The organism is Mycobacteriales bacterium, from assembly GCA_030697205.1.
In the GTDB taxonomy this organism is placed as follows: Bacteria; Actinomycetota; Actinomycetes; order Mycobacteriales; family SCTD01; genus JAUYQP01.
Window position 1 is genome coordinate 40,460 of sequence record JAUYQP010000001.1, and the last position, 26,039, is coordinate 66,498.

Sequence of the window (26,039 nt, forward strand, 5' to 3'; positions counted from 1 at the left end):
CGGCGTGGCGAAGAAGCCCCCCGGCCTGCCGCAGCCCGCGCCGGTCCAGCGCCTGCGCCTGCGCTACGCCAAGCGCGGCCGCCTCCGCTTCACGAGCCACCGCGACATTGCGCGCGCCTTCGAGCGCGCCCTGCGCCGCGCCGACGTCCCCATGGCCTACAGCTCCGGCTTCAGCCCCCACCCCAAGGTCAGCTGGGTCGGTGCAGCCCCGACCGGGGTGGCCTCGGAAGCGGAGTACGTCGAGATCGGTCTGGCCCGCATCGTCGACCCCGAGGCGCTGCGGCGTGCCCTCGACGAGAGCCTGCCCGTCGGCCTCGACGTGCTCGAGGCGGTCGAGGCTCCCGTCGGCACCAGCCTCCCGGACCGCGTCGAGGCCTCCCGCTGGGCGATCCGCCTGCCCGGCCTCGCGCTCGCCGACGTGGAGTCCGCGGTCGCGGCCTTCGTCGCCGCGGCGGAGGTCCCCGTCGAGCGGCTGACCAAGGACGGCGTACGCCGCTTCGACGCGCGCGGGCCCGTCGTACGGCTCGTCGCGACCGATCCGGGGGACGGGTGTGCGACACTTCTCCTGGTTGTACGGCACGTGACGCCTGCTGTTCGACCCGACGACGTCCTCTCCGCACTGCGTGCGGTGGCAGACCTCGTGCCGCCGGTGCCTCCCGAGGCCACCCGGCAGGCACAGGGCCCACTGAGCGCGGACGGCGAGGTCGGCGACCCGCTCGCACCCGATCGCGGACATGATCCCGCCGGGGCAACGCGACAGGACGCCGACCGGGAACAGACCGTCGGCGGCCCCTGAGCCCTTCGGAGCCCGGGAGCACCCCACCAGACTTCTCCCGCCCCGGCCGACCCGGCCGAGACGGGTCGAACCCCCCGGGTCACCGCGATGCGTCAGCGCGGGGACCGGACCGGAGCACCAGCCTTGCTCGACAACGACACCCCCACCACCGACGGCTCGGACAGCACGGACGGTGCGGCGACTGCGCCCGCCGCTCCGGTGAAGGCCCCGCGGCGACGCGCCACGAAGGCGACCGCAGCCCCCACGGCCGACCCGACCGCCGGGCCCGCCTCCGCCGCCGACGCGACCACCGACCCGCCCGGCGCGGGTGACCCCGCCGACGGCGCGGCCGAGGCGGCACCTGCGAAGAAGGCCCCCGCGAAGCGGACCGCCAAGAAGGCGCCCGCCAAGAAGGTCGCGGCCAAGAGCGCCGAGTCGACCGAGTCGACCGACAACACTGCGACCGCCGCAACGAGCGACTCCGCCGACGCCGCCGACGCGAGCGACGTCGTCGAGGTGACCGATGGGGCGCTCAAGCCGCGCACCCGCCGCCGCGCTTCGGTGGCCGTCCCCTTCCAGCCGCCGGTTGTCGAGGAGACCCCGACCGAGCTGGCCGAGGACGACGCCGAGACCGACGACGAGACGGCTGCCGAGACCGCCTCCGAGAACGCTGCTGAGTCCGCCGCCGCAGCTGAGCCCGCTGCCGACGGGGACGGCACTGCCGCGCCGCGCCGCCGTCGTCGCGCCGGCACCACCGGCGCGATCGCCCCGGCGACGTTCCTCGCAGCGGTTCCTTCCCCTGTCGACTCCGACTCCGCCACGGATGAGACCGACGAGGCCGGTGACGACGACGAGGCCGGCGAGGACGGTGACCGTCCGCGGTCGCGCCGTCGTCGCGGCCGTCGCGGCCGTGGCCGCCGCCCCGAGGGCGAGGGCACCGAGGGTGAGGACGCTGACGGCGAGGACACCGACGGCGAGGACGCCGACGCGGCGCCCGCCACCGCCAGGACCCGCCGCCCCGCCACCCGTCCCGCGTCCGGCACCAGCGGCACTGGCAGCACCGACGAGTCCGACGACAGCGAGGGTGCCGACGGCACCGACGACGAGTCCGAGGACGACGGAGGTGAGGGCGGCGCGGCCGGCACGGCGCGCCGTCGTCGGCGTCGTCGCCGCAGCGGATCCGGGGGAGGAGCCGACCTCGGCACCGACGACCCGCCCGGCACCGTCGTGCACGTGCGTGAGCCGCAGGCCCGCCAGCAGCGCGTCCGTGGCGCCAGCGCCGCCGACGAGGACGGCGTGCGCGGCATCAGCGGCTCGACCCGCATGGCCGCCAAGCGCGCCCGTCGGCAGGAGGGACGCGACTCCGGTCGCCGCCGCCCGCCGATCCTCACCGAGGCCGAGTTCCTGGCCCGCCGCGAGGCCGTCGACCGCCAGATGCTGGTGCGCCAGAAGGGCGACCGCACCCAGATCGCGGTGCTCGAGGACGGGATCCTCGTCGAGCACTACGTCACGAAGGCCTCCGCGCAGTCCTTCGCCGGCAACGTCTACCTCGGCCGGGTGCAGAACGTCCTGCCCTCCATGGAGGCCGCGTTCATCGACATCGGCAAGGGCCGCAACGCGGTGCTCTACGCCGGCGAGGTCAACTACGACCTGCTCGGGGCCGGTGGCGGCAACCAGGCGCGCAAGATCGAGTCGGTCCTGAGCTCCGGCCAGGAGGTCCTGGTCCAGGTCACCAAGGACCCGCTCGGCCACAAGGGCGCCCGGCTCACCAGCCAGATCTCGCTGCCCGGCCGCTACCTCGTCTACGTGCCCGAGGGCTCCATGACGGGCATCAGCCGCAAGCTGCCGGAGAACGAGCGCACCCGCCTCAAGTCGATCTTGAAGAAGATCGTCCCGGACGACGCCGGCGTCATCATCCGCACCGCCGCCGAGGGCGTCGGCGAGGAGGAGATCGAGCGCGACGTCCGCCGCCTGCAGGCGCAGTGGGAGGTCATCAAGACCAAGTCCACGCAGGGCGGCGCCCCGACGCTGCTCCACGCCGAGCCCGACCTCGTCATCAAGGTCGTCCGCGACGTCTTCAACGAGGACTTCACCTCGCTCGTCGTCCAGGGCGAGAGCGAGTGGGAGACCATCCGCGACTACGTCGAGTTCGTCGCACCCGACCTCACGCCGCGGCTGTCGCGCTGGGAGGACACCCGCGATGTCTTCGCCGCGCACCGCGTCGACGAGCAGATCGCCAAGGGCCTCGAGCGCAAGGTGTGGCTGCCCTCCGGCGGCTCGCTGGTCATCGACCGCACCGAGGCGATGGTCGTCATCGACGTCAACACCGGCAAGTACGTCGGGAAGGGCGGCAACCTCGAGGAGACCGTCACCCGCAACAACCTCGAGGCCGCGGAGGAGGTCGCCCGTCAGCTCCGCCTGCGCGACCTCGGCGGCATCATCGTCATCGACTTCATCGACATGGTCCTCGAGAGCAACCGCGACCTCGTCGTGCGCCGCCTCGTCGAGTGCCTCGGTCGTGACCGCACCAAGCACCAGGTCGCCGAGGTCACCTCGCTCGGCCTGGTCCAGATGACCCGCAAGCGGGTCGGGCAGGGTCTGCTCGAGTCGTTCTCGGAGACCTGCGAGCACTGCAACGGGCGCGGCTACCTCACCCACGCCGAGCCGATCGACCGCAAGGAGAGCACCGAGCGGTTCGACGACCGGCCCAGCGCCGAGCAGCGCCGCCGTGACCAGCGTGACAGCCAGAAGGACCGCGAGCGGGGCCCCAAGCCCGGGGCACCCGTCCGCAGCGCCACGCCCGCGTCGACCGGTGACGCGCCGGCCGACGACGCGACCGGTGAGACCGGCGAGGAGAGCACCGGGCCCAAGCGGCGCCGCCGTGGCGGTCGCGGAGCCGGGTCCTCGACCCCGCCCGCACCCGCCGTCGACCCCGCCGACGAGCTCAAGGAGATCGAGGCCGGCACCCCGGACCCGACGCCCGAGTCCTCGTCCGAGTCCTCGCCCGAGCTCACGCCCGACCCCGCGGATGTCACCCCGGTGGAGGAGCTGGCCGACGCCGAGCTCGCCGTCGGCGACGCTGTCCAGAACGAGCCCGAGGTCGAGCCCGCCCCCGAGCCCGAGCCCGAGCCCGACCCCGACCCCGAGCCCGACCCCGAGCCGGCTGCCGACCCGGCCCCCGAGGCGCGACCGCGTCGCCGACGGGCCACCAGCCGGCCGGCCGGACCGCCCACCCAGGAATGACGCAGGACTGACCCCAGGGTCGGCCCTGCGGCCGTCGGACGCGTCGCGTCGTACTCCTCACATCCCTCACGGGGTCGGGGCGTTCGACGGCGGCGGCTGCGTCCGGTAGCCTCTCCGGGTCGGCTCTTGAGCCGCCACTCCCGCGCGCCCGCTGAAGCGAGCTGCGCGGCATGAACCACACCAGTGCTTGAAGTCGAGGAGTCCCACCGTGTACGCCATCGTCAAGACCGGCGGCAAGCAGTACAAGGTCGCTGTCGGCGACGTCGTCGAGGTCGAGAAGGTCGTCGGCGACGCCGGCACCACGCTCACCCTGCCGGCGCTGCTCGTCGTCGACGAGGGCACGGTGACCAGCGACGCCAGTGCGCTCGCCGGCGTGACCGTCAGCGCCGAGGTCGTCGCCCAGACCAAGGGTCCGAAGATCCGCATCATGAAGTACAAGAACAAGACCGGTTACAAGAAGCGCATGGGTCACCGCCAGCAGCTCACCCAGGTGCGCGTGACCGCCATCGACACGAAGGGCTGACGACATGGCTCACAAGAAGGGCGCATCCAGCTCCCGCAACGGTCGCGACTCCAACGCGCAGTACCTCGGCGTGAAGCGCTTCGGCGGCCAGGTCGTCAAGGCCGGCGAGATCCTCGTCCGCCAGCGCGGCACCCACTTCCACCCCGGTGACGGTGTGGGCCGTGGCGGCGACGACACGCTGTTCGCCCTCGAGGCGGGTGCGGTGAAGTTCGGCCGCAAGCGCGACCGCAAGACCGTCAACATCGTCCCGGTCGGCTAGCCGACCGCACAGCGTCACGAAGGGCGGGCCGGGACTTCCTGGCCCGCCTTTCGTCTTTGAAAGGACACCATGACCAGCTTCGTCGACCGCGTCGTGCTGCACGTCGCCGCCGGCGACGGTGGCCACGGCTGCGCGTCCATCCACCGCGAGAAGTTCAAGCCCCTCGGCGGCCCCGACGGCGGCAACGGCGGTGACGGCGGCGACGTGATCCTCGTCGTCGAGCACAACACGACCACGCTGCTGGACTACCACTTCCACCCGCACCAGAAGGCCACGAGCGGCAAGCCCGGCCAGGGCGGCAACCGCGACGGCGCCTACGGCACGACGCTGGAGCTGCCCGTCCCCAACGGCACCGTCGTCTTCGACGCCGACGGCAACCAGCTCGCCGACCTGGTCGGGGAGGGCACGAGGTACGTCGTCGCGGCGGGCGGGCGCGGCGGCCTCGGCAACGCCCAGCTCGCCAACCCCAAGCGCAAGGCTCCCGGCTTCGCACTGCTCGGCGAGCCCGGCAAGGTCCTCGACGTCGTGCTCGAGCTCAAGAGCGTCGCCGACGTCGCGCTGGTCGGCTTCCCGAGCGCGGGCAAGTCCTCGCTCATCGCCGCGATCAGCGCGGCCCGCCCGAAGATCGCCGACTACCCCTTCACAACGCTGGTGCCCAACCTCGGCGTCGTCGAGGCCGGTGGCGTGACCTTCACCGTCGCCGACGTCCCGGGCCTCATCCCGGGGGCGTCGCAGGGCAAGGGCCTGGGCCTTGAGTTCCTGCGCCACGTCGAGCGCTGCTCGGTGCTGGTGCACGTGCTGGACTGCGCGACCTTCGAGCCGGGTCGCGACCCGCTCACCGACCTCGATGTCATCGAGAGCGAGCTCGAGCAGTACAAGACCCAGCTGTCCGACCGGCCGCGCCTGGTGGTCCTCAACAAGGTCGACGTGCCAGAGGCCCGCGACCTGGCCGACATCGTCACCGCCGACCTCGAGGCCCGCGGACTGCAGGTCTTCCCCATCAGCGCGGTCTCGCGCGAGGGCGTGCGCGAGCTGCTCTTCGCGCTGGCCGCGATGGTCGACGCCGACCGCAAGGCCACCCCGGTCGAGGAGTCGACCCGCATCGTGCTGCGCCCGACCGCGGTCGACGACCTCGGCTTCACCGTCGAGCCCGACGTCGAGGGCGGCTTCCTGGTGCGCGGCGACAAGCCGGAGCGCTGGGTCCAGCAGACCGACTTCAACAACGACGAGGCCGTCGGCTACCTCGCCGACCGGCTCAACCGCCTCGGGGTGGAGAAGGCGCTGGCCGACCTCGGTGCGGAGCCCGGGGTCGAGGTGACGATCGGCGAGGTGTCCTTCGGCTGGCACCCCACGCTCGCCGAGGACTTCGTGTCGACGACCCAGGGCGCCGACATCCGCCTCGACGACAACAGCCGGGTCCGCGCCTCCGACCGCCGCTACGCCAAGGACCTGCGCCGCGCCGAGCGACTGGGGCTCGACGTCACCCCTGACCTCGCCGCGGAGGACACGGAGTGACCCGGGAGGCGGTGGCGCGCGCCCAGCGCATCGTCGTCAAGGTCGGCTCGTCGTCGCTGACCACCGCCGCGGGCGGGCTCGACACCACCCGCCTCGACGCCCTCGTCGACGCCGTCGCCGGCCGGCCGGGCCTCGTGCTCGTCTCCTCCGGCGCCATCGCGGCCGGGCTCGCCCCGCTGGGGCTGGCCCGCCGGCCACGCGACCTCGCGACCCAGCAGGCGGCTGCCTCGGTCGGCCAGGCCGAGCTGGTCCACGCCTACTCGCTGGCCTTCGCCCGCCACGGCCGCACCGTCGGTCAGGTGCTGCTCACTGCCGACGACGTCGTGCGGCGCTCCCACTACCGCAACGCCCAGACGACGCTGGACCGGCTGCTGGCACTCGGCGTGGTGCCGGTCGTCAACGAGAACGACGCGGTCGCGACCGACGAGATCCGCTTCGGTGACAACGACCGCCTCGCCGCCCTTGTCGCCCACCTCGTGCGCGCCGACGCGCTGGTGCTGCTCTCCGACGTCGACGGCCTCTACGACGGCGACCCCCGCCGTGCGGGCGCGCGGCTCGTCGAGGAGGTCCGGGGTCCTGCCGACCTCGAGGGCCTCGACATCGGCGGCTCGGGCTCGGGCCTCGGCACCGGCGGGATGGCCAGCAAGGTCGATGCGGCCCGCGTCGCGACCGGAGCCGGCGTTCCCGTCCTGCTCTCCTCGGCCGACCGGGTCGCCGACGCGCTCGAGGGGGTCGGGGGCACCTTCTTCGCGCCCACCGGCGCGCGCACGACCGCACGGCTGCTGTGGCTCGCGCACGCCTCGACGCCGCGCGGCCGGCTGGTGCTCGACGCCGGGGCGGTCGCGGCCGTCGTCGACCGCCGCCTGTCACTGCTGCCCGCCGGCATCACCGCGGTCGACGGTGACTTCGCCGCCGGCGACCCCGTCGACCTGGTGGACCCCTCGGGCGCAGCCGTCGCCCGCGGCCTGGTCGGCTACGACGCCGCCGAGCTCCCCCCGCTGCTCGGCCGCTCGACCCGCGAGCTCGGCCTGCGCGAGGTGGTCCACCGCGACGACCTCGTGGTGCTCTGACTTTCGTCCTTTCGTCCTTTCGTCCTTTCGTCCTTGCGTCCTGCGGTCGGCGTTGCGCCTGCGCGCTGGCGCCGTAGGACGTAGAGGGGGAGTCGTAGGCTCCCTGGCATGAGCCAGGTCCTCGACGCGTGCCGACGGGCGCGGACGGCTGCGGCCGGTCTCGCGCCGCTCACCCGCCAGGCGAAGGACGCGGCGCTGCTCGCGATGGCCGACGCGCTGCTCGCGGAGTCCGACCGCATCCTGGCCGCCAACGCCGAGGACGTCGCAGCAGGGCGAGAGGCGGGTACGACGGAGTCGCTCCTGGACCGCCTCGCCCTCACCCCCGCGCGCGTGGCCGCCATGGCCGACGGGCTGCGGCACGTCGCGACGCTGCCCGACCCGGTGGGGGAGGTCGTGCGCGGGTCGTCGCTGCCCAACGGCCTCGAGCTGCGGCAGGTGCGGGTGCCGCTCGGGGTCGTCGGCATCGTCTACGAGGCGCGACCCAACGTCACCGCCGACGCCGCGGGTCTGTGCGTGAAGAGCGGCAACGCGGTCCTCCTGAGGGGCTCCGCGTCGGCTTACCGCAGCAACACCGTGCTCGTCGACGTGCTCGCCGCGGCGGCGACCGCGGCAGGGTTGCCGGAGCACAGCGTGCAGCTGGTGCCGGGCGTCGACCGCGACTCGGTCAAGGAGCTCATGCAGGCCCGGGGGCTCGTCGACGTCCTCATCCCGCGCGGAGGGGCCGGCCTCATCGAGGCGGTCGTCAGCGAGTCGCAGGTGCCCGTGATCGAGACCGGCGTCGGCAACTGCACCGTCTACGTCGACGCGACCGCCGACCTCGACAAGGCCGTCGCCATCATCGTCAACGCCAAGGCCTCGCGGCCCTCGGTCTGCAACGCCGCGGAGACCCTGCTCGTGCACTCCTCCGTCGCCGACGCCTTCCTGCCGCGGGCCGTCACCGCGCTCAAGGCTGAGGGCGTCGTGCTCCACTGCGACGCGCGCGCTGCGACGTTCGACGCCGACGCGGTGCCGGCCACCGACGAGGACTGGGCCGCGGAGTACCTCTCCCTCGACCTCGCTGTCGGTGTCGTCGACTCCCTCGACGATGCGGTCGCCCACATCCGCCGCTGGGGGAGCGGCCACACCGAGGCGATCGTCACCCGTGACGTCGACGAGGCTCGCCGCTTCGTGCGCTCGCTCGACAGTGCCGCCGTGATGGTCAACGCCTCGACCCGCTTCACCGACGGCGGGGAGTTCGGCTTCGGCGCCGAGATCGGCATCTCCACCCAGAAGCTCCACGCCCGTGGCCCGATGGGCCTGCCCGAGCTGACCAGCACGACCTACGTCGTCACCGGCGACGGTCACATCCGCTGACGAAGTCCCGGAGCCGCACCCGCGAGGCTGGTCAGGCCTGCGCACGGCGCCGCGAGGAGCACCACCGCACCCAACATGGCGAACAGGAGCGCTAGGGGCGTGAGTGCCATCCACAGGGCTCCGACCCACGCAGCGCGGCGGCGTGTGATCGGCCAGTGCTTGCGTGCAACGGGGACGAGGAGCAGCACGGCGAACAGAGGTGGAACTGCGAGCAGGTAGGCGAAGGCGATCCACCCGTCGGTGGAGGTCCAGCCGTCGAGCTGAGCCGCGGCGAGTAGGAACTGGCCGACGAGAGCGACTACCCACAGCCACAGACCGATCGTCACGCCGCGCGAGGCTGAGCGTGACCGTGTCGTCATAGTCGGCCGACTGCTGGTAGCACTGTGGTTCCCCCCGCGGGTGTCGAGTACCGCGCCGCGGGCACAGGGGTGCGGACTGCCCGCACGACGACCGCGGCCACCCCCCACGGAACTGTGATGCAGAAGCCGAGGGTCGCTGCGACCACGAACAGCCCGAGGAAGTCGCCGTCCTTGGTGTCGACGGCGATGCCGACGATGACCGCGGTGCCGAGGCACGTCGACGCTGCCGCGAGGGCGTGCCGGAGCTGTCGCTCGAGTCCGTCGCCCTCGTGCGGGCGCAGCACCCGCGCCAGGCACCAGAACGCGACTGGGCCAACGGTCACGCCGGTCACCGCCGTGACGACGTCGCCTCGTCCAGGTGCTGCCGCGAGCAGGACGGCCCACAGCAGCACGAGCGGGAGCGCGGACACGGCGAGGGCCCTGCGCGCGGTGCTGGCACGACGCCAGCCCTCGACGGGCCGAAAAGGGAGGATGACGTGCTCGCTCACAGCTGCTCCTTGGTGACGGTGGTCCAGCCGAGGACGCCGGCGAGGCCGACGCCGAGGGCGTTGCCGACACCGTGCGTGGCGGCGGTCTGGGTGAGGGTCAGGTGCGGCAGGTCGGTCGCGTCGCCGAGCGCCCACGACACCGCGAGCAGCATGGTCAGCGGGGTGACGGCCGCGGCGACGGCGAGCAGCTGACCGCCGCTGTCGTCGAAGCGGACCAGGTGGAGCACCGCCCACGAGCAGGCGAGCAGCCCGGCCGTCAGCGACAGCGCGCCGGTCAGCTCGAGCCACGGTCCGAGGAAGTGACCGGCGGCCACCAGGGCTGTGCCGGTGGGGGCCGCCAAGCAGGCGAAGGACGTCTTGCGTCCCGGAGCGGCGACGTGGGTCAGACCGACGAGCAGCGAGGCCGCGAAACCGGCGACGCAGAAGTGCAGGACGGTGAGCCGCCAGACGGTCGCGTCGAAGCCGAGGAACGGCGCGATGCTGCTGCGGTCGACGACCAGGGCGAGGGCGACGACCCCGAGCGAGCTCGAGGCGCTCACCGCGGCGGCCACCCGCGCGTCGACCCTCTCGGTCACCCGCCGCAGTCCGACCGCAGCCGTCCCCGCGCACAGGACCGCCATCGGCAGCCCAAGCAGCACAGCGGGCAGACCCGCGTCGAGCAGCATTGACACCGACGCGAGGGTGCCGGCGGTGAGCCAGGCCGCGACGGGAGCGGTGAGGGGGAGGGCCAGCAGTCGCACGCCGAGCGGCACGACGAGCCCGAGGCTGACCACGAGCAGCGCGACGAGCAGGCCGTTCATCGGGAGCTCCTCAGGTCGCGGACCAGTGACAGCACGTCGTCGAGCAGGGACCGCAGCACGCGGTAGCGCGCGAGCCCGACGAGCCGCACGACCATCGGGACGGTGCGGTCGACGAGCAGGTAGGTCGAGCGGCTGCCGGGGGAGCGGTCGTGCACCCAGTAGAGGACGACGCCCATCTGGTAGAGCCACAGCAGCCCGGGCAGCTCGTCACGGAGCGCCTCCGGGAGCTTGGCGCTCGACCCGCTGACGGCCTCGGCGTAGAGCGCCTGGCTCATCGCGCGGGCCGGCGCGCTCTGGTCGCTGAAGGGCGACAGCGGACTGGCCGGGTCGGCGGCGGTGCGGAAGAACGACGCGGCGAAGGCGCGGTAGGGCTGCATGGTGTCGATGCGCGCGGTGAGCACGCCGTGCACCCGCTCGGTGAGGTCGCGCGAGCCGACCAGCGCTGCCTCGGCGGCGTCGCCGTGCTCGAGCTGCGACCGCTCGTAGAACGCCTGGACGAGGTGGTCCTTGCCCGCGAAGTACTGGTAAGCGTTACCGGTCGAGACGCCGGCGCGCTGGGCGATCGCCCGCATCGTCGTCGCGTCGTAGCCCTGCTCGGCGAACAGGTCGAGCGCGACGTCGACGATGCGCTGGCGGGTGAGCTCGCCCTTGGTAGGAGCCATGGATCCTCGTTTCTGAACGTGTTCAGTTATGAGAGTACGCCGAAACCCTGGTGTGTCCAGCAGCGGTCAGCGGCGGGCGACCGCGGACTGGCCGAGCCAGAGGGTGAGACCGGCCGGGCCGGCCATCCAGGTGAGCAGCAGGGCGACCCGCGTGGACCGGCCCTTCTCGAGCCCCTGCTCCCAGACCCACCGGCCCACGAAGAGGTCGAACGCGATGTAGTGCGCCCAGCCGGCCAGGAACCCGCGCGGGTTGCCGAGCCCGACGCGCACGGACTCCGGGTCGCGGAAGTCCACCCGCTCGCCGCCCCAGCCGCTGGCGAGCAGGCCGATGTACGAAGCACCCAGCGCGGCGTAGAGGGGTGTCGCCAGCCGGACCACGGTGGCGGTCAGAGCCGAGCGGGGCAGCAGGATCATGGCGAGCCAGATCGGCGCGGTGCAGGTGTTGATCACGGCGTACATGCGCTTGTCGCGCGCGGTCATCGGTGTCATCAGTGCGAGTCTGCCTGTCCCTCGTCGGCCACGTGCCCGGTGACCGCGGCGTAGTCCTCGCCGGAGTGGCCGGCGGCCAGTGCGCGGCGGGCCTGGTCGAGGCACGCGCGGGTGACCTCGAGGTCGCTGTCGGCGGCGGTGACGACGAGGTCGAGGTCCTTGGCCAGGAGGTCGAGGGAGAACGTCGTCGCGGCGTAGTCGCCGGCCTCGACCATGGCGCGCTTCTGGCCGAGGTACCAGCCGTAGGCGGTGCCGCCGAGGACGTCGAGCAGGACGGTGCGGTCGAGGCCCAGGTCGCGGCCGAGCCGCAGCGACTCACCCAGGCCGGCGGCCATGACGCCGAGGCCCTGGTTGACGCAGAGCTTGAGCGCCGACCCGGCACCGACCTCACCGACCCGACGGACGCGGGCGGGGTCGCCCCAGAGGTGCAGCAGTGGCAGCGCGTCGTCGTAGTCCTGCTGTGCGCCACCGACGAGCACGCCCAGCGTGCCGTCGGTCGCCGGACCGGTCGAGCCGGCGACGGGGGCGTCGACGTAGCGCAACCCGGCCTTCGCGCAGGTCGCGCCGAACCCGTGCGCGGCCTCGGGCCCGATGGTCGAGGCGTCGACCACGAGGGTGCCGGGGGCGGCCGCGGCACACACGTCGGTGAGGACATCGCGTACCGAGTCGGGCCCGAAGAGCATGAGCACGACAACCTCGGCGCCGTCGACCGCGGTCTCGACGGACCCCGCCTCGGTCGCACCGAGCTCGAGCAGCGGCCCGGCCTTGCCGGGGGTGCGGTTCCACACGGTCAGCGGATGGCCGGCGCGCGCGACGTGGGCGGCCATCGGCACGCCCATCCGCCCGAGCCCGAGGAAGGCGACAGCAGTCATGCCGCCGACCCTAGGCTGGCTCGGCAGCGACCGCTTGGTGATGGCGCCAGGGCGGCCTCCAGCGTGCTGTGAACCTGGCAGGCTCCAGCGGACTGGTGTCGTCATGAGGGCGGCGACAGCACCAGCGGTGGGGGTGGTGGAGCAGGTGGCGCAGGCCGACGGCTTCGACGCCTTCTTCGAGCAGACCTGGCCCGAGCTCGTGGCCTTCTGCATCACCCTCACGGGGCAGCGGCACCTCGGGGAGGAGGTCGCTCAGGAGGCCTTCACCCGCGTCTACGTCCGCTACCCGGCCCTTCGCGAGCCGCGCCCGTACCTCTTCCGTGTCGCCGCCAACCTCGTCAAGGCATCGTGGCGGAAGGCGCAGCGCGACGCCGCCTTCGTCGAGGACGCTCACGACGCCGCGGTCCCGGCACCCGACACCGCGACGATCGACGCGGTCCGGCGGCTCGACCCGCGACTGCGCGACGTCGTGCTCCTGCACTACTACGCCGACCTTTCCGTCGAGGACGTCGCCCGCGCCCTCAAGCGCCCCACCGGCACCGTCAAGCGCCGCCTGTTCGAGGCCCGCGCCCGCCTCGCCGAGACCCTCGGAGACCTCGCATGAGCCTGCAGCCAGACCGGTCGCACCGCTTCCCGGCCGCGCCAGGCGTCCTTGAGGCCGTGCGGTCCGAGGGCGGTCGTCGTCGTCGTACCCGCCTCGCGATCGGTGGCAGCGCGATCTCGGTGGCCGCCGTCGTGCTGGCCGTGTCGTTGCTGCTCCCCAGCTCCACCGACGGGACCGCTCCACTGCCCGTGGCCACGGCCCCGACCAGCTGCCCGGCCGAGCTGCCGACCGATGTCCCCGAAGGCCCGGTCGGGTACGACGACGGGGGTGAGCGCCTCGTCCCCGACGCGACGCCGCAGACGATGACGCTGTGCCGCTACCGCACCGACGAGGACGCCCCCGTCGAGGGGCCGCGGCAGGTGGGCAGCGGCCTGGACCGCATCGCTGCCGACCTCGCGCTGCCGCAGGAGCTCGAGGGCAGCCAGCGGATCTGCCCGGCTGTCCTCGAGATCCCGTCCTTCTCCTACCTCGTCCGGCTCACCTACGCCGACGGCAAGGCGGTCTGGGTCCAGTCGGAGACCGGTGGCTGCGCCACGACGCGCAACGGCGACTTCACGAGCAGCGTCGGGATCGGCGGCGACCTGAACCTCACGTGGTCCGCGGAGAGCTGGTCGCGCCAGCCGCAGCCGCGGACCTCGGATGAACGCAACTGCTACGCCTACGACAGCGGGCGGGCGGGGCAGGAGCGGCAGCTCCTCCCGGAGGGCTACGTCGACGTCGGGGCATGCGTCGACAACGCGTTCCGGGCCCTGTCAGCGGAGGAGACCCGGCGCCTTGTCGACGCCCTGGACCTGCTGGGGAGAGACCCCTACACGAACGGCTGCTCGGACCCGCCGCCGTCGGACGAGTTCACACCCGTGACGTTCGTGGCGCGCTACCCCGAGGGGCGCGACGTCCACCTGGAGCTGGCGCCGTTCTGCGACAACCAGCTCGCCAACGGCTCGCTGGAGGCGCATCCCCACGGCGACGTCTTGCAGGAGCTGCTGGACATCGCCGAGGGGACGACGTGACTCAGCCGGTCATGGCGAGCAGGCCGAAGGTCGCGCCGTGGGGGTCCTGCACGACCGCGAAGGTCCCGCCGGGGAACTCCATGAACGGCACGACGAGGGTCGCGCCGAGCGCGACGGCCTGAGCCGCCTTCGCAGCGGGGTCGCCGGCGACGAAGTAGGGCAGCCAGTGGGACGGCACCTCGGCGGGCACGCCCTCGGGGGTGTCCATGCAGCCGGCGACGGACTGGCCGGCGAGCTGCAGCTCGGTGTAGCCCTCGGGCGCGACGGAGGTCCAGCCGAAGACGCGGCCGTAGAACGGGAGAGCGGTCGCCTGGTCACGGGTCGACAGCTCGATCCAGGCGAGCGTGCCCTCTTCTCCGACCGCCTCCGCGCCGATGTGCTGGCCGGGCTGCCAGACGCCGAAGAACGCGCCGACGGCGTCGGTGTAGACGGCCATGGTCCCGAGCGGGCCGACCTCCATCGGGGGAGCGACGACGTTGCCGCCCGCCTCAGTGACGAGCTCGGTGGTCTTCGCGGCGTCGTCGGTCGAGACGTAGACCGACCAGCCGACCGGCTGCTGCGGGTCTATCAGCGGCATGACGCCGACGACCTTGCGACCGCCGAGCTCGAAGTTGGTGTAGCCCCCGAAGGTCTCGGGGTCGCTGTCGGGCGCGGTCCAGCCGAACAGCCCGCCGTAGAAGGCGCGCGACCCCTCGAAGTCCGGTGTGCCGAGGTCGGCCCAGGCGGGCTCGCCGGGGGCGTAGGAGGTCTTGTCGGGCATGGCGTTCGCTCCTTCGAGAGTGGTGGTCGTCGCCAGTGCAGACGCCGACCGGGTGCCGCGCTCGTCGCCGCGCCACCGGCCAGGTCCGACTGTCGCACGGGCGGGTGACACTCTGGCGTGGTGCGGGCAACGGCAGGGTCAGCGCTCGGCGTGCTGGCCCGGCTCTGGCTCGGCGCGCTCGTCCTGCTCGCCGCCGTCCGGGTCACCGGCCTCGAGCGCGGAGCCCTGCTCGCCCTGCTGGTCGGGGCACTGCCGGTGACGCTGCTCCCGGCGTACGCCCTGCTCGTCGGCTTCGCCCTGCGCCGTCGGTGGCGCGCGACGCTGATCGCCGCCGCCGTGGTCGCGGTGCACGTCGTCGTGGTCGTCCCGACGCAGCGCATGGTCGCCGCGGGGGAGGGTCAGCCGTTGCGGGTCGTCACCGCCAACCTCTACGTCCTCAACGAGCAGCCGGAGGCGGCCGGGCGGGTGCTGCGTGCCCTGCGTCCTGACGTCCTCGTCGTGCCCGAGCTCGATGCCAACGGGCTGGCCGGGCTCACCGCCGCCGGGCTGATCGACGACCTGCCCTTCGTGATGACGCCCTTCGACGGCCGGTCGGAGACCGTCGGGCTGCTCAGCCGCTTCCCGCTGCGAGACCAGGAGGTACGCCGGACCGGCGGGCGGGCGCTCCCACGCGCCACCGTCTCGGTGGGTGGGCGCGCCGTCAGGCTCGTGGCGCACCACCCCTTCCCGCCGGTGACCGGGCTGGAGCGGCTCTGGCGGGAGTCGCTCGCCGACCTGCGCCGCGAGGTCGACGAGACCGACCTGCCCGTCGTCGTCGCCGGCGACCTCAACGCCGACCGCGACCACGCGGTGTTCCGCCGGCTGTTCGACGTGGGCCTGCGCGACGCGCACGACGAACGCGGGCGCGGGCTGGTCCGCACCTGGCCGGCCGCCTTCCCGCTGCTGCACCTCGACCACGTCCTCGTCCGGGACGGTGCGGGTGCGGCGATCGGGGTCTCGGACGTGCGCGAGCAGCGGCTGCCCGGCAGCGACCACCTCGCGGTGGTCGCCGACCTGCGGGTTCAGCCGAGCTGGTAGCCCACCGTGCCGGCCAGGGGTGCGCGGTCGTTGGCGGTGGCGTTGCCGCCGACCGTGCCGCCGCCGTCGCGCGCCCAGTCCGCAAAGGCCTTCGTCCAGCCGTCGCGCCGGCCCCCGACCGCGCTCCAGGGCACCGTGAAGACCAGCTGGTCGCCGATGATCTGGAAGCGGCCGGGGTAGCGCACGAAGCCCTCGGGAGTGGACAGGTAGGCGAACCAGCCGTCGTCGCCGCCGTCGGCGAACAGCTGGTAGTCGGACTCGAACTCGCCCGAGCGGTCGTAGAGGTCGACCCCGACGCCGAGCACCTCGGCCGTCGCGGTGCGCAGCGGCACGGCGCCACCCATGCGGACCGTGGCCCGCAGCCGGGTGCCGTCGTCCTCGAGCAGGACACCCACGACATCGGCGTACGCCGGGCCTTGCGTGCCGTGGTCGCGACCGGGGTCGGTCACGGTCCCCACGGCCCGGTAGGGACCCTCGCCGGCTGGCGCCGCTACCGGCTCGGGGCGCGAGACGGGGGGTGCCGCCGTCGCGGTCGCACCCTGCGGACGAGGGCCGGTGCCCGCGCTTGCCGACGGTCCCGGGGCGGTCGGTGCGGCGGGTGCCGACGAGGCCGGCGGCGCTGCCGCGGCCGTGGTCACGACGGGCTCGGGGCGCACCGCCAGCTCGCGCCGGGGGGTGGGGCTGACGTCCGGCTCGCCGACGGTGCAGCCGCTGAGCAGCAGCGCGAGCAGCATGGCAGGGACCGCCGCCGGCATCAGGACAGCCGAAGGGCCGGCGGGGGATACCCACCGGCCCTTCGGGTCGCGTCGCACGAGGCGGACGCTACTTCCAGTCAGCGCCGCCACGCATGTCGTGCGGGACCTCGATGACGAACGGGGTCTGGCCCTCGTCCCCCGACGAGCAGGTCTTGTCGTCGAACATCGCGGTCCAGTTGATGACGTAGGTGCGGCCGTCGCCCTTGCCGGAGCGCTCGGCGCGCAGCTGGAGGCCGGCCGTGGCCGAACCGTCACCGGTGGCGACGAGGGTCTCGCCGTCCTCGGAGGTGGCGTTGAAGTCGGGGTCGTGGTTGGAGCCGCCGTCGCCGCCCGAAGCGTCCTGGACGTCAGGCATGAGGGTGAGCTCGACCGGCCCGGCGCCGTCCGCGTCGGTGGCCGTGACCGGCTCGTCGACGAACTTGTGGTTCGGCGGCCAGAGCTTGAGCGGGCCGTTGAGGACGACCGTGTCGCCGTCACCGCAGTCGCGGGAGTCGCTGACGGCGGTGTACTTGTTGCCACCGGCGATGCTCGGGGCGGCGATGCCCACGGCCGCGAGGGCCGCAGCGAGGCCGACGAGGCCTGCCTTCTGAAGCTTCACGTGCTCTCCTGTCGAGTCGAGGCCGCGCGAGGGGGTGGTGCGGCCAGGCCGACGCCTGTCCGACCACGGGTGGGCCGGGCAGCTGAGTTGCGTCGCGGTGTCAGTTCGGCACCGCCGGACGGACTCCTGCACGGCGGCGAATGAATGTCAGAAGTTCCACCGAACGGACCAGTGGGTGCCTGCGCCGGACCCGTAGGACAGAATGGCGTTCGGTTCACCGCCCTCGAGGAGCGCCCGTGCTGCAGCCCCAGTTCGCGTCCGTCGCCGACGTCAAGGAGCGTCTCGGCGCGGCCGGCTACCTGTCTGACGACGCGATCGCCACCACCGTCTTCCTCGCCGACCGGCTCGGCAAGCCGCTGCTCGTCGAGGGCCCGGCAGGTGTCGGCAAGACCGAGCTCGCCAAGGCCGTCGCGACCGCGACGGGGTCGGAGCTGATCCGGCTGCAGTGCTACGAAGGCCTCGACGAGGCGCGCGCGCTCTACGAGTGGAACTATAAGAAGCAGTTGCTGCGCATTCAGGCCGCCAAGGACGACAGCGCCTGGGACGAGATCCACGACGACGTCTTCGCCGAGGAGTTCCTGCTCAGCCGCCCGCTGCTCACCGCGATCCGCCGCAGCGACCCGACCGTGCTGCTCATCGACGAGACCGACAAGGCCGACGTCGAGGTCGAGGGCCTGCTGCTCGAGGTGCTGTCGGACTTCCAGATCACCATCCCCGAGCTCGGCACCATCAAGGCCACCCGCCGCCCGCTCGTCTTCCTCACCTCCAACGCCACGCGTGAGCTGTCGGAGGCGCTCAAGCGCCGCTGCCTCTACCTGCACCTCGACTACCCGAGCGCCGAGCGCGAGAAGGCCATCGTGCTGAGCCGCGTGCCGGAGGTCGCCGAGAAGCTCGCCGAGCAGCTGGTCCGCACCGTGCGTGCGCTGCGGGCGCTCGAGCTGAAGAAGTCCCCGTCGATCGCGGAGACCATCGACTGGGCGCAGACCCTCGTCGCGCTCGGCCTCGACACCCTCGACGAGGCAGCGGTCCGCGACACCCTCGGGGTGGTGCTCAAGCACGTCAGCGACCACGCCCGCGCGACCGACCAGCTGAAGCTGAACTGACGTGAGCGGCGGCCTGCTCGACCGCGAGATCCGCTTCCACGACGCCCTGCGCGAGGCGGGCATCCAGGTCTCGCTCGCCGAGGTCCTCGACTCCACCCGCGCGATGGGCGCGATCGACCTGCTCGACCGCGAGGCGCTGCGCCACGCCTTCGCTGCCTGCGTCCTCAAGCGACCCTCCCAGCGCACGACCTTCGACACCCTCTTCGACCTGTGGTGGCCACCGGTCATCGGGGACCCCACCACCCAGGCGTACGACGGGGACGCGGCCGACGGCGAGGGTGACGGCGAGGAGGGCGGGCCCGCCGACGCGTCGCTGCTGCGCGAGATGCTCGAGCGGCTGCTGCTCGACGGTGACGAGGAGGCGCTGCGGCGCTTCGCGCGCGAGACCGTGCAGCAGCTCGGCAAGGCCGACACCGCCCCGGGCCGGCAGTCGTGGTTCTCCTACCGGGTGCTGCGCTCGCTGTCGCCGGAGACGCTCGTGTCGTCGCTGCTCGAGGCGCTGCTGCAGGGCCAGGAGCGCGGCGGCCTCGCCGAGAAGGTCGCGCGCCAGACCATCACCGAGCGGATCCGGCAGTTCCAGGAGATGGTCGAGGCCGAGGTGCGCCGGCGGCTCGCCGAGACCCGCGGGGTCGAGCAGATCTCCAAGACCGCCGTGCAGCCGCTGGCCGAGCAGGTCGACTTCCTGCGCGCCTCGCGCAACGACATGGCCGAGCTGCGCCGCCAGGTCTTCCCGCTGGCCCGCCGGCTCGCGACCCGCCTCACCGCGCGCCGACGGCTGGGCGACTCGGGGCGCCTGGACTTCCGTCGTACGGTCCGTGCCTCTCTCGCCACCGGCGGCGTGCCGCTCGTGACCTACCACCGGCCCCACAAGCCCCACAAGCCCGAGCTCACCGTGCTCTGCGACGTCAGCGGCTCGGTCGCGGGCTTCGCGCACTTCACGCTGATGCTGGCCTACGCGCTGTCGGAGCAGTTCACCAAGGTGCGGGCCTTCGCCTTCATCGACACCTGCGACGAGGTCTCGCGCTTCTTCACCCCGGGCGGTGACGTCGCCGACGCGCTGTCGCGGATGTCGGCCGAGGCGGAGCTGGTGTGGTTCGACGGGCACAGCGACTACGGCCACTCGATCGAGCGCTTCCACGAGGCCTACCCGGACGCGGTCGGCCCGCGGACCTCGCTGCTCATCCTCGGCGACGCCCGCAACAACTACCGGGCCACCGGCGCGCAGACGCTGAAGCACCTGGTCGCGAAGTCGCGGCACGCCTACTGGCTCAACCCGGAGCCGCGGGCCTACTGGGGCAGCGGTGACAGTGCGACGCAGCAGTACTCCGAGGTCATCGAGATGGTCGAGTGCCGCAACGCCGTCCAGCTCGAGGCCTTCGTCCAGAAGCTCCTCCCGACCTGACCCGACGGCCGGGCCCGCTGACCGCCCGCCCGCCCGCGCCTCCGCGCCTCCGCGCCTCCGCGGAGATGTGGCGATCATGCGCGCTGGCCCACGCTGGCGTGATCGCCACATCTCGGGCGGTCAGGGGCGCGGCGCCGGTCCTCACCTGCGGATGTGGCGATCATGCGCGCTGGCCCACGCTGGCGTGATCGCCACATTTCGGGCGGTCAGGGGCGCGGCGCCGGTCCGCACCTGTGGATGTGGCGATCATGCGGCTGCTCACGCTGGCGTGATCGCCACATCCGGCCGGGCAGCGGCGCGGGGCGAACCGATCGGCGACCGGCTGCGTCCTACTCGCGACGAAGGGGGTCGCGTGGACGAGCCGGACGAGTCAGCGGGTGCACCAGCGCCCGAGCTGACGGCCTGGATGGCGCAGGACTACGCGCGGGCCTACCGCACCGCGTGCCTCGTGCTGCGCAACGCCGACGAGGCCGAGGACGCCGTGCAGGACGCGTTCCTGCGGGTGTGGCGGTTCCGCGACGCCGTGCCCGACGGGGACGGCCGGCGGGCCTGGCTCTACCGCGTCGTCGTCAACGCCTGCATGTCGCAGGTCCGCGCCCGCCAGTCGCGGACCCGGCTCGACGACGGCGACCTCGGCCTCGAGGTGCTGCCCGACCGCGAGCCGACACCGGCCGACGCGGCCGAGCGGTCCGTGCTCGCCGGCACCGTGCTCGACGCCCTCGCCGACCTGCCCGAGCACCTGCGGGTGCCGGTGGTCCTGCGCTACTACTCCGGGCTGTCGGAGAAGGAGATCGCCGTCGCGATCGACCGCCGCCCCGGCACCGTCAAGAGCCGGCTGCACGACGCGCGGCAGCGCCTCGCCCTCGACCCACGGCTGTCCGCCTGGGCGCGCGACGACCACTCCGAGACCGCACCCGCCCTGGAGGCGACCCGATGAGGACCATCGACGACGACGACCTGGTGCGGCTGCTCGAGGAGGCCGGCTCGTCCTTCACCGTGCCCGCGCACGGACCGGCTGAGGTGCTGGAAGCGCTCGCCCCGGTGGCCGCCGGCGGCACGGTGGTCCCGCTGTACCGCCGCCGCTGGGCCCGCGTCATCACGGCTGCTGCCGTCGTCGCCGGCGCGATGGCGGGAGGTGCCCTGCTGACGGGCGGCGGTGACGGCTCGACGCGGTCGCAGCTCGTCGCGGCGCCGACCCCCCAGGCGTCCGCCGCCCCGGAGTCACCCCGAGACGGCTCCCTGGCGGCCTATGCCGACAGCTTGGCGCCGGGCGAGGCGAGCCTCGACTACGGGTCGGCCGCGACCCCCCAAGGGCTGAGCTTCGCTCCGAACCCCGTGCAGGTCGCAGTGGGGCAAGGGCGGTCTGCTGCCCAGGTCGCCGGGCAGGCGCCGCCGGTCGCGGCGCCGGCGCCGGACGGGCTGGCCGAGCGGGTGCTCAAGACCGGCAGCCTCGCGCTCATCGTCGCCGACGGGAAGGTGACGCCGACCCTCACCCGGGTGCAGGAGGCGGGCAAGGCGGTCGGCGGCTACGTCCAGGACGGCTCGACGCAGGAGTCCGGGGAGACCCCCAGTGGCACGGTGGTCCTGCGGGTGCCGGTCGCGCAGTTCGAGGGCGTCGTCGCGAAGGTCCGAGGCCTCGACGCCGAGGTCCGCAGCGCCTCGACCACCGGCAAGGACGTCACCGCGCAGTACGCCGACCTCGAGGCGCAGCTCAAGACGCTCAAGGCGACCCGCGAGCGCTTCCTCGAGATCCTCGCCCGCACCCGCACCATCGGCGAGATCCTCAGCGTCCAGCAGAAGGTCGATGCGGTCACCGCGCAGGTCGACAAGATCGAGGGTCAGCGGCGCGTGCTCGAGCGGCAGGCGGAGTACTCCACCCTCAGCGTCACCGTCACCGAGGCCGACGACCCCGACCTCACCGCGAAGGAGAAGCCCGCGGAGAACGGCCTGGTCACCGCTCTGGGCGATGCCAAGGACAGCTTCGTCGACGGCGTCGAGGGCCTGGTCCGCCGCAGCGGCACCGCGCTGCTCGTGGTGCTCTGCCTGGTCGTGGCGCTGGGCGTCGGCCGGGCGGCGTGGCGAATCTCGCGGAGGCGCCTCGTCTGAGGCCTCGGTCTGCCACGCTCACCCGGTGGATGCCCTGGCCCTCGTCGACGCCTTCGGCGACGCCGCCCCGCGCCGGGACGCCCGCGTCGAGGAGCACGGTTCGCTGCGGGTCTTCGTGCCGCAGCGGGTGGGGCGTCCCTGGAGCGCCCGACCCGTCGACGCCGGCGTGACCGTGACCGATGACGACGTACGACGGGTCGGCGCCCGGCAGCGGGCGCTCGGGCTGCCCGAATCGATCGAGTGGGTCGGCGGTCGCCCGGCGGGCCTCGAGGACGCCGCCCGCGCGGCCGGCCTCGTCGTGCACCAGCACCCGCTGCTCGCGGTCGATCCCGAGGGGCTGCGCCCTGCCGAGGACGTCGACGCCGAGGTGCGGCTGCTCGGCCCCGGCGACGACGTCGCCCGTGCCGACGCGGTCGCGCGCATCGCCTTCACCGACCGGAGCTCGACGGGCGGGGTCGAGGGGCTCGACGCCGCGCAGGACCGCGACCCCGCATCGGTCGCCGTCCGCACCGCCCGCGTGCTGGAGGGCCGACCGGCAGTCGTGGCGGCGTACCTCGGTGGTGAGCCCGTGGCGTGCGGGACCGTCACCGTCGTCGGTGACGTCGCCCAGGTGACCGGGGTCGCGACGCTGCCGGCACTGCGCCGTCGTGGTCTCGGGGGAGCGGTCACGCGTCGGCTGGCGGAGCACGCCTTCGGTGCGGGCGCGCGACTGGTCTTCCTCGCGGCCGACCCCGCGGCCGCCCGGGTCTACGAGCGGCTCGGCTTCGATCGCGTCGGGAGCGGCTGGCTGGCAGGTCCTCCCCACTAGCATCGGTGCGCGTGACCAGGCGGATCGGTGTGATGGGCGGGACCTTCGACCCGATCCACCACGGCCACCTGTCCGCGGCCAACGAGGTGGCGGCGGAGTTCGGCCTCGACGAGGTCGTCTTCGTGCCGACCGGCCAGCCCTGGCAGAAGGCCGACCGGGTGGTGAGCCCGGCCGAGGACCGCTACCAGATGACGGTCATCGCGACGGCGTCGAACCCGCGCTTCTCGGTGAGCCGGGTCGACATCGACCGGGCGGGTCCGACGTACACCCTCGACACCCTGCTGGACCTGCGCGCCGAGCGCGGCGACGACGTCGAGCTGTTCTTCATCACCGGCTCCGACGCGATGGCCCACATCCTCGGCTGGCACCGGTCGGCCGAGCTCTTCGCGCTCGCGCACTTCGTCGGGGTCGACCGGCCCGGCTATGCCGCGGCCGACCTGACCGGCTTCCCGCCCGGGTCGGTGACGCTCGTGACGGTGCCGGCGCTCGCGATCTCGTCGTCGGACTGCAGGACACGCGTGGCGCGCGGGCGCCCGGTGGACTACCTCGTGCCCGACGGTGTGGTGCAGTACATCGACAAGACGGATCTTTACCGGGGCGGGACGTGAGCGGCAGCTACGAGTTCGAGAGCACGGCGACCGGTCGACGGGCACAGGCCCGTCGGCTTCGGCGCCAGCGCCGTCGCCGGCTGCTGGTCACCGCCGGCGTCGCCGCCGTGGTGCTGCTGCTCGCCACCACCGTCTACCTCGTGCAGAGCGGTGACGAGAAGACCGTGACCCCGCCCGCGCAGGTCCGCACCCAGCGCACCCTGCTCTTCCAGCTGCAGGCACCGTCGGGTTCGGCGGTGTCGTCGTCGCTGCTCGCGCACGACCCGGACGGCGGTGACGACGAGGACGCCGGCAGCGGTGCGGTGGTGCTCATGCCACCGCAGCTGCTCGTCCCGGTCGCCGGCAGCGGCCCGATGCGCCTCGACCTCGCGGTCAAGACGGTCCCGCCCGAGAGCACCCGCAACGCCGTCTCCGACCTGCTCGGGGTGACCGTCGACGGCGGCTGGGTCGTCGACGTCCCGACGATGGCGCGGCTCATCGACGCCGTCGGCGGTGTGGCGGTCGACGTCGACGTCGCCGTGCTCGGCGGCCCCGGTGGCCGGACGGTGCTGCTCAACCCCGGTGGGCAGAAGCTCGACGGCCTGCGCGCGGTCACCTTCATGACCTACCTCGGTAGGGGTGAGGAGGAGCAGGCCCGGCTCGCGCGCGTGCAGGAGGTGCTCGACGGGGTGCTGCGCGGGCTGCCGCGCTCGACGGCGGAGGTCGTGACGCTGCTGTCCAGGCTGGGCAAGCGCTCGGTCTCGAGCGTCCCGGTGCCCCAGCTGGCCGAGCAGCTCGTCGGGCTCGCGAGCGACGAGCGCGACCAGGCACTGCAGTACGACAGCCTGCCGGTCGTGAAGATCGAGACCGGTGACGCGGTCAACTACCGGCTCGACATCGAGCCCGCGAAGGCGCTCGTCGACCGGCTGCTCGCGCAGTCGGTGCCCGAGGGCGCACGGCAGGGCGACAACCGGGTGCTCGCGCTCAACGGGGTCGGCACCCCCAACATCGGTGAGAAGGTGCGCGCGAGGCTGGTGCCCGCCGGCTTCGTCTTCGTCGGCTCCCGCAACGCCCCGAGCTTCGACTACGCCCGCACCCTGGTCCTCGTCGGCGACGCCACCGTCGAGGCCCAGCAGCTGGGGGAGCGGGTCGCGAAGGCCCTCGGCGTACCCGTCACCGCCGTCGCGAGCTCCGACCTCGGCACGGTCGCCGACGTCATCGTCGTGGTCGGTGCCGACTTCCGGCCCTGACCGGCTGGCACACTGGTGGGCGCACCCCTGCCGCTGACTGAGAGAAGATCCCCGTGCCTGCCTCTGAGCGCGCCGTCGAGCTGGCGCTCGCCGCCGCCCAGGCCGCTGCCGACAAGCTCGCGACCGACGTCCTGCTCCTCGATGTGAGCGAGCAGCTCGTCATCACCGATGTCTTCCTGCTGGCCTCCGCCCCGAGCGACCGTCAGGTGAAGGCCGTCGTCGACGAGATCGAGGACCGCCTGCGCGACCTCGGCGCCAAGCCGGTGCGCCGCGAGGGTGCCGAGGAGGGCCGTTGGGTGCTGCTCGACTTCGCCGACATCGTCGTGCACGTCCAGCATCAGGAGGAGCGCATCTACTACGCCCTCGAGCGGCTCTGGAAGGACTGCCCGGTCATCCCCTTCACCGACGCCGACGAGGGTCGCGCGGCCCAGCGGGCATGACCCGCCGCGTCGTGCTGCTCCGGCACGGGCGAACCGCGCACAACGCCGACGGCCGCATCCAGGGCCAGCTCGACGTCGGCCTCGACGAGCTCGGCCGGGTCCAGGCCGACGCCCTCGGCACCGTCTTCGCCGCCGACCCGCCGACCGTCGTCGTCTCCTCCGACCTCTCGCGGGCTTTGGATACGGCGCGCGCCGTCTGCGACCACGTCGGGCTCCCGCTCGTCGTCGACCCGCGGCTGCGCGAGACGCACTTCGGTCGGTGGCAGGGGATGACGGGCGACGAGGTCGCGCTGCAGTGGCCCGACGAGTACGCCGCCTGGCGTCGTTGGGAGGGCTCGCCCGTCGAGGGCGAGACACCCGCCGAGGTCGCCACCCGGGCGCTTCCTGCGCTGGAGGAGCACCTGCCGGGGTCCGGCGTACTCCTGCTCGTGACCCACGGCGGGACCGCACGTGCCCTGGTGGGTGCCGCGACCGGCCTGCCCCCTGAGCACTGGTGGCGGCTCGCGCCGCTGGGCAACACCTGCTGGTCGACCCTGGTCGAGGGCGAGCGGGGCTGGCGGCTCGAGCGCCACAACACCGGCCTCGGGCCGCTGGTGGGCCCGCCCACCGGGGCGACCGCTCGGGCTGCCGACGAGGACGCCGCCGGCTTCTAGTAGTGTTCTCCGGAGCACCACGGGGCTGTGGCGCAGCTGGTAGCGCACCACACTGGCAGTGTGGGGGTCAGGGGTTCGAGTCCCCTCAGCTCCACCCGTGTGATCTCTCAGGAGATCCCGGACTGGCCGAACCCTCAGGGTTCGGCCTTTCCCCGTTTTTGGGGACCGCGTGGTCTGCCGGTGGGCTGGTAGTCCCGGGTGGGGTCGATGGTGAGCTCGCGGTAGAGCTCGCCGGTCGCGGCGTCGACGATGCGGACGTGGAGGTCGTGGACGAGTAGGAGGACGGGGTTCGGGCGAGGGTTCGGCCGATGCCGATGTGGTGCAGACGGCCGTTGATGCGCAGGGTGAGCTTGCCGTTGCTGTCGATCTTGTCGTGGCGGACCCGGTCGTGGCTCGGGGTGCTGCTGGTGGTGCCGGGGGTGGCTTTGGGTCGGGCGTGGAAGGCCGCGGACGGGGTGGCGTGGTGGGTGAGGCTGCG

General features: G+C 73.3%; 28 protein-coding genes and 1 tRNA gene. 20 read left to right on the forward strand and 9 right to left on the reverse strand.

The genetic code is table 11. The features are described 5' to 3' along the window. Positions 1 to 4 precede the first annotated feature (4 nt). From Q8R60_00180 to Q8R60_00210, 7 genes are all read left to right on the forward strand, one after another. Positions 5 to 796 carry a TIGR03936 family radical SAM-associated protein gene (locus Q8R60_00180; protein MDP3710884.1) on the forward strand — a complete coding sequence of 264 codons (792 nt, stop codon included), beginning with the start codon at positions 5 to 7 and terminating at the stop codon, positions 794 to 796. A gap of 123 nt (positions 797 to 919) precedes the next feature. Further along, positions 920 to 4,018: an Rne/Rng family ribonuclease gene (locus tag Q8R60_00185; GenBank protein ID MDP3710885.1), complete on the forward strand. Its 3,099-nt coding sequence runs from the start codon at positions 920 to 922 to the stop codon at positions 4,016 to 4,018. A 208-nt stretch (positions 4,019 to 4,226) separates the two neighbouring features. Beyond that, the gene (rplU, locus tag Q8R60_00190; protein MDP3710886.1) at positions 4,227 to 4,541 is read left to right on the forward strand and encodes a 50S ribosomal protein L21; all 315 of its coding nucleotides are present in this window, start codon (positions 4,227 to 4,229) and stop codon (positions 4,539 to 4,541) included. 4 nt (positions 4,542 to 4,545) lie between these two features. Next, the gene (rpmA, locus tag Q8R60_00195; protein ID MDP3710887.1) at positions 4,546 to 4,800 is read left to right on the forward strand and encodes a 50S ribosomal protein L27; all 255 of its coding nucleotides are present in this window, start codon (positions 4,546 to 4,548) and stop codon (positions 4,798 to 4,800) included. Between the two features lie 69 nt (positions 4,801 to 4,869). Then, entirely contained in the window at positions 4,870 to 6,315 is a 1,446-nt protein-coding gene (obgE, locus tag Q8R60_00200) for a GTPase ObgE (protein ID MDP3710888.1), read from the forward strand. Then, a complete protein-coding gene (proB, locus tag Q8R60_00205) occupies positions 6,312 to 7,385 on the forward strand; it encodes a glutamate 5-kinase (GenBank protein MDP3710889.1) in 1,074 nt (357 codons plus the stop codon). The genes obgE and proB overlap by 4 nt, the downstream gene beginning before the upstream one ends. A gap of 108 nt (positions 7,386 to 7,493) precedes the next feature. Further along, positions 7,494 to 8,738: a glutamate-5-semialdehyde dehydrogenase gene (locus tag Q8R60_00210; protein MDP3710890.1), complete on the forward strand. Its 1,245-nt coding sequence runs from the start codon at positions 7,494 to 7,496 to the stop codon at positions 8,736 to 8,738. Here the strand turns inward: Q8R60_00210 and Q8R60_00215 are convergent. The 6 genes from Q8R60_00215 to Q8R60_00240 form a co-directional block, all read right to left on the reverse strand. Then, positions 8,726 to 9,064 (reverse strand): hypothetical protein, encoded by a 339-nt coding sequence (locus tag Q8R60_00215; GenBank protein MDP3710891.1) that lies wholly within the window; start codon positions 9,062 to 9,064, stop codon positions 8,726 to 8,728. The two genes, Q8R60_00210 and Q8R60_00215, sit on opposite strands and share 13 nt — an antisense overlap. 29 nt (positions 9,065 to 9,093) lie before the next feature. Further along, positions 9,094 to 9,585 carry a hypothetical protein gene (locus tag Q8R60_00220; GenBank protein ID MDP3710892.1) on the reverse strand — a complete coding sequence of 164 codons (492 nt, stop codon included), beginning with the start codon at positions 9,583 to 9,585 and terminating at the stop codon, positions 9,094 to 9,096. After that, a complete protein-coding gene (locus tag Q8R60_00225) occupies positions 9,582 to 10,385 on the reverse strand; it encodes a YndJ family transporter (protein MDP3710893.1) in 804 nt (267 codons plus the stop codon). Before Q8R60_00225 ends, Q8R60_00220 begins: the two co-directional genes overlap by 4 nt. Beyond that, positions 10,382 to 11,047, reverse strand: a complete 666-nt coding sequence (locus Q8R60_00230) for a TetR family transcriptional regulator (GenBank protein ID MDP3710894.1) — start codon at positions 11,045 to 11,047, stop codon at positions 10,382 to 10,384. Before Q8R60_00230 ends, Q8R60_00225 begins: the two co-directional genes overlap by 4 nt. Positions 11,048 to 11,113: 66 nt before the next feature. Beyond that, positions 11,114 to 11,536 carry an ABA4-like family protein gene (locus Q8R60_00235; GenBank protein ID MDP3710895.1) on the reverse strand — a complete coding sequence of 141 codons (423 nt, stop codon included), beginning with the start codon at positions 11,534 to 11,536 and terminating at the stop codon, positions 11,114 to 11,116. Next, entirely contained in the window at positions 11,536 to 12,408 is an 873-nt protein-coding gene (locus tag Q8R60_00240; protein MDP3710896.1) for an NAD(P)-dependent oxidoreductase, read from the reverse strand. The genes Q8R60_00235 and Q8R60_00240 overlap by 1 nt, the downstream gene beginning before the upstream one ends. 103 nt (positions 12,409 to 12,511) lie before the next feature. Here Q8R60_00240 and Q8R60_00245 point away from each other — a divergent pair, with 103 nt between their 5' ends. Both Q8R60_00245 and Q8R60_00250 read left to right on the forward strand, forming a co-directional pair. Then, entirely contained in the window at positions 12,512 to 13,012 is a 501-nt protein-coding gene (locus Q8R60_00245) for an RNA polymerase sigma factor (GenBank protein MDP3710897.1), read from the forward strand. Then, complete coding sequence (locus tag Q8R60_00250; GenBank protein MDP3710898.1) at positions 13,009 to 14,022, forward strand: hypothetical protein; 1,014 nt, start codon at positions 13,009 to 13,011, stop codon at positions 14,020 to 14,022. The genes Q8R60_00245 and Q8R60_00250 overlap by 4 nt, the downstream gene beginning before the upstream one ends. Before the next feature lies 1 nt (position 14,023). Here Q8R60_00250 and Q8R60_00255 read toward each other — a convergent pair whose 3' ends face one another. Then, the gene (locus Q8R60_00255; GenBank protein MDP3710899.1) at positions 14,024 to 14,782 is read right to left on the reverse strand and encodes a VOC family protein; all 759 of its coding nucleotides are present in this window, start codon (positions 14,780 to 14,782) and stop codon (positions 14,024 to 14,026) included. Positions 14,783 to 14,932: 150 nt separating this feature from the next. Here Q8R60_00255 and Q8R60_00260 point away from each other — a divergent pair, with 150 nt between their 5' ends. Continuing rightward, complete coding sequence (locus Q8R60_00260; GenBank protein MDP3710900.1) at positions 14,933 to 15,859, forward strand: endonuclease/exonuclease/phosphatase family protein; 927 nt, start codon at positions 14,933 to 14,935, stop codon at positions 15,857 to 15,859. Here Q8R60_00260 and Q8R60_00265 read toward each other — a convergent pair. Together Q8R60_00265 and Q8R60_00270 are read right to left on the reverse strand one after the other, a co-directional pair. Beyond that, positions 15,844 to 16,671 carry a hypothetical protein gene (locus Q8R60_00265; protein MDP3710901.1) on the reverse strand — a complete coding sequence of 276 codons (828 nt, stop codon included), beginning with the start codon at positions 16,669 to 16,671 and terminating at the stop codon, positions 15,844 to 15,846. The genes Q8R60_00260 and Q8R60_00265 overlap by 16 nt on opposite strands. Before the next feature lie 10 nt (positions 16,672 to 16,681). After that, positions 16,682 to 17,212 (reverse strand): hypothetical protein, encoded by a 531-nt coding sequence (locus Q8R60_00270; protein MDP3710902.1) that lies wholly within the window; start codon positions 17,210 to 17,212, stop codon positions 16,682 to 16,684. A gap of 236 nt (positions 17,213 to 17,448) precedes the next feature. Between Q8R60_00270 and Q8R60_00275 the strand changes: the two genes are divergently transcribed. From Q8R60_00275 to Q8R60_00320, 10 genes are all read left to right on the forward strand, one after another. Then, on the forward strand, positions 17,449 to 18,315 hold the full coding sequence (locus Q8R60_00275) for a MoxR family ATPase (GenBank protein MDP3710903.1): 867 nt from the start codon (positions 17,449 to 17,451) through the stop codon (positions 18,313 to 18,315). A 1-nt stretch (position 18,316) separates the two neighbouring features. After that, positions 18,317 to 19,717: a VWA domain-containing protein gene (locus Q8R60_00280; protein ID MDP3710904.1), complete on the forward strand. Its 1,401-nt coding sequence runs from the start codon at positions 18,317 to 18,319 to the stop codon at positions 19,715 to 19,717. Between the two features lie 352 nt (positions 19,718 to 20,069). After that, positions 20,070 to 20,654 (forward strand): RNA polymerase sigma factor, encoded by a 585-nt coding sequence (locus Q8R60_00285; GenBank protein ID MDP3710905.1) that lies wholly within the window; start codon positions 20,070 to 20,072, stop codon positions 20,652 to 20,654. Then, entirely contained in the window at positions 20,651 to 21,823 is a 1,173-nt protein-coding gene (locus Q8R60_00290) for a DUF4349 domain-containing protein (protein MDP3710906.1), read from the forward strand. Before Q8R60_00285 ends, Q8R60_00290 begins: the two co-directional genes overlap by 4 nt. 25 nt (positions 21,824 to 21,848) lie before the next feature. Further along, positions 21,849 to 22,631, forward strand: coding sequence for a GNAT family N-acetyltransferase (locus Q8R60_00295; GenBank protein MDP3710907.1), 783 nt, complete (start codon positions 21,849 to 21,851; stop codon positions 22,629 to 22,631). 11 nt (positions 22,632 to 22,642) lie between these two features. Next, entirely contained in the window at positions 22,643 to 23,239 is a 597-nt protein-coding gene (gene nadD / locus Q8R60_00300; GenBank protein ID MDP3710908.1) for a nicotinate-nucleotide adenylyltransferase, read from the forward strand. Further along, the gene (locus Q8R60_00305) at positions 23,236 to 24,468 is read left to right on the forward strand and encodes a LytR C-terminal domain-containing protein (protein ID MDP3710909.1); all 1,233 of its coding nucleotides are present in this window, start codon (positions 23,236 to 23,238) and stop codon (positions 24,466 to 24,468) included. The genes nadD and Q8R60_00305 overlap by 4 nt, the downstream gene beginning before the upstream one ends. A gap of 53 nt (positions 24,469 to 24,521) precedes the next feature. Further along, on the forward strand, positions 24,522 to 24,908 hold the full coding sequence (rsfS, locus tag Q8R60_00310; GenBank protein MDP3710910.1) for a ribosome silencing factor: 387 nt from the start codon (positions 24,522 to 24,524) through the stop codon (positions 24,906 to 24,908). After that, a complete protein-coding gene (locus Q8R60_00315) occupies positions 24,905 to 25,561 on the forward strand; it encodes a histidine phosphatase family protein (GenBank protein ID MDP3710911.1) in 657 nt (218 codons plus the stop codon). Before rsfS ends, Q8R60_00315 begins: the two co-directional genes overlap by 4 nt. Before the next feature lie 21 nt (positions 25,562 to 25,582). Further along, positions 25,583 to 25,655 (forward strand) — tRNA-Ala (locus Q8R60_00320). The last annotated feature ends 384 nt before the right edge of the window (positions 25,656 to 26,039 follow it).

Excerpts from the sequence above, each read along its gene's own strand:
- Q8R60_00225 (MDP3710893.1), bottom strand. The coding sequence starts at position 10,385 with ATGAACGGCCTGCTCGTCGCGCTGCTCGTGGTCAGCCTCGGGCTCGTC.
- Q8R60_00245 (MDP3710897.1), top strand. The coding sequence starts at position 12,512 with ATGAGGGCGGCGACAGCACCAGCGGTGGGGGTGGTGGAGCAGGTGGCG.
- rpmA (MDP3710887.1), top strand. The coding sequence starts at position 4,546 with ATGGCTCACAAGAAGGGCGCATCCAGCTCCCGCAACGGTCGCGACTCC.
- Q8R60_00315 (MDP3710911.1), top strand. The coding sequence starts at position 24,905 with ATGACCCGCCGCGTCGTGCTGCTCCGGCACGGGCGAACCGCGCACAAC.
- Q8R60_00230 (MDP3710894.1), bottom strand. The coding sequence starts at position 11,047 with ATGGCTCCTACCAAGGGCGAGCTCACCCGCCAGCGCATCGTCGACGTC.
- Q8R60_00240 (MDP3710896.1), bottom strand. The coding sequence starts at position 12,408 with ATGACTGCTGTCGCCTTCCTCGGGCTCGGGCGGATGGGCGTGCCGATG.
- Q8R60_00210 (MDP3710890.1), top strand. The coding sequence starts at position 7,494 with ATGAGCCAGGTCCTCGACGCGTGCCGACGGGCGCGGACGGCTGCGGCC.
- Q8R60_00250 (MDP3710898.1), top strand. The coding sequence starts at position 13,009 with ATGAGCCTGCAGCCAGACCGGTCGCACCGCTTCCCGGCCGCGCCAGGC.
- Q8R60_00290 (MDP3710906.1), top strand. The coding sequence starts at position 20,651 with ATGAGGACCATCGACGACGACGACCTGGTGCGGCTGCTCGAGGAGGCC.
- obgE (MDP3710888.1), top strand. The coding sequence starts at position 4,870 with ATGACCAGCTTCGTCGACCGCGTCGTGCTGCACGTCGCCGCCGGCGAC.
- Q8R60_00255 (MDP3710899.1), bottom strand. The coding sequence starts at position 14,782 with ATGCCCGACAAGACCTCCTACGCCCCCGGCGAGCCCGCCTGGGCCGAC.
- Q8R60_00235 (MDP3710895.1), bottom strand. The coding sequence starts at position 11,536 with ATGACACCGATGACCGCGCGCGACAAGCGCATGTACGCCGTGATCAAC.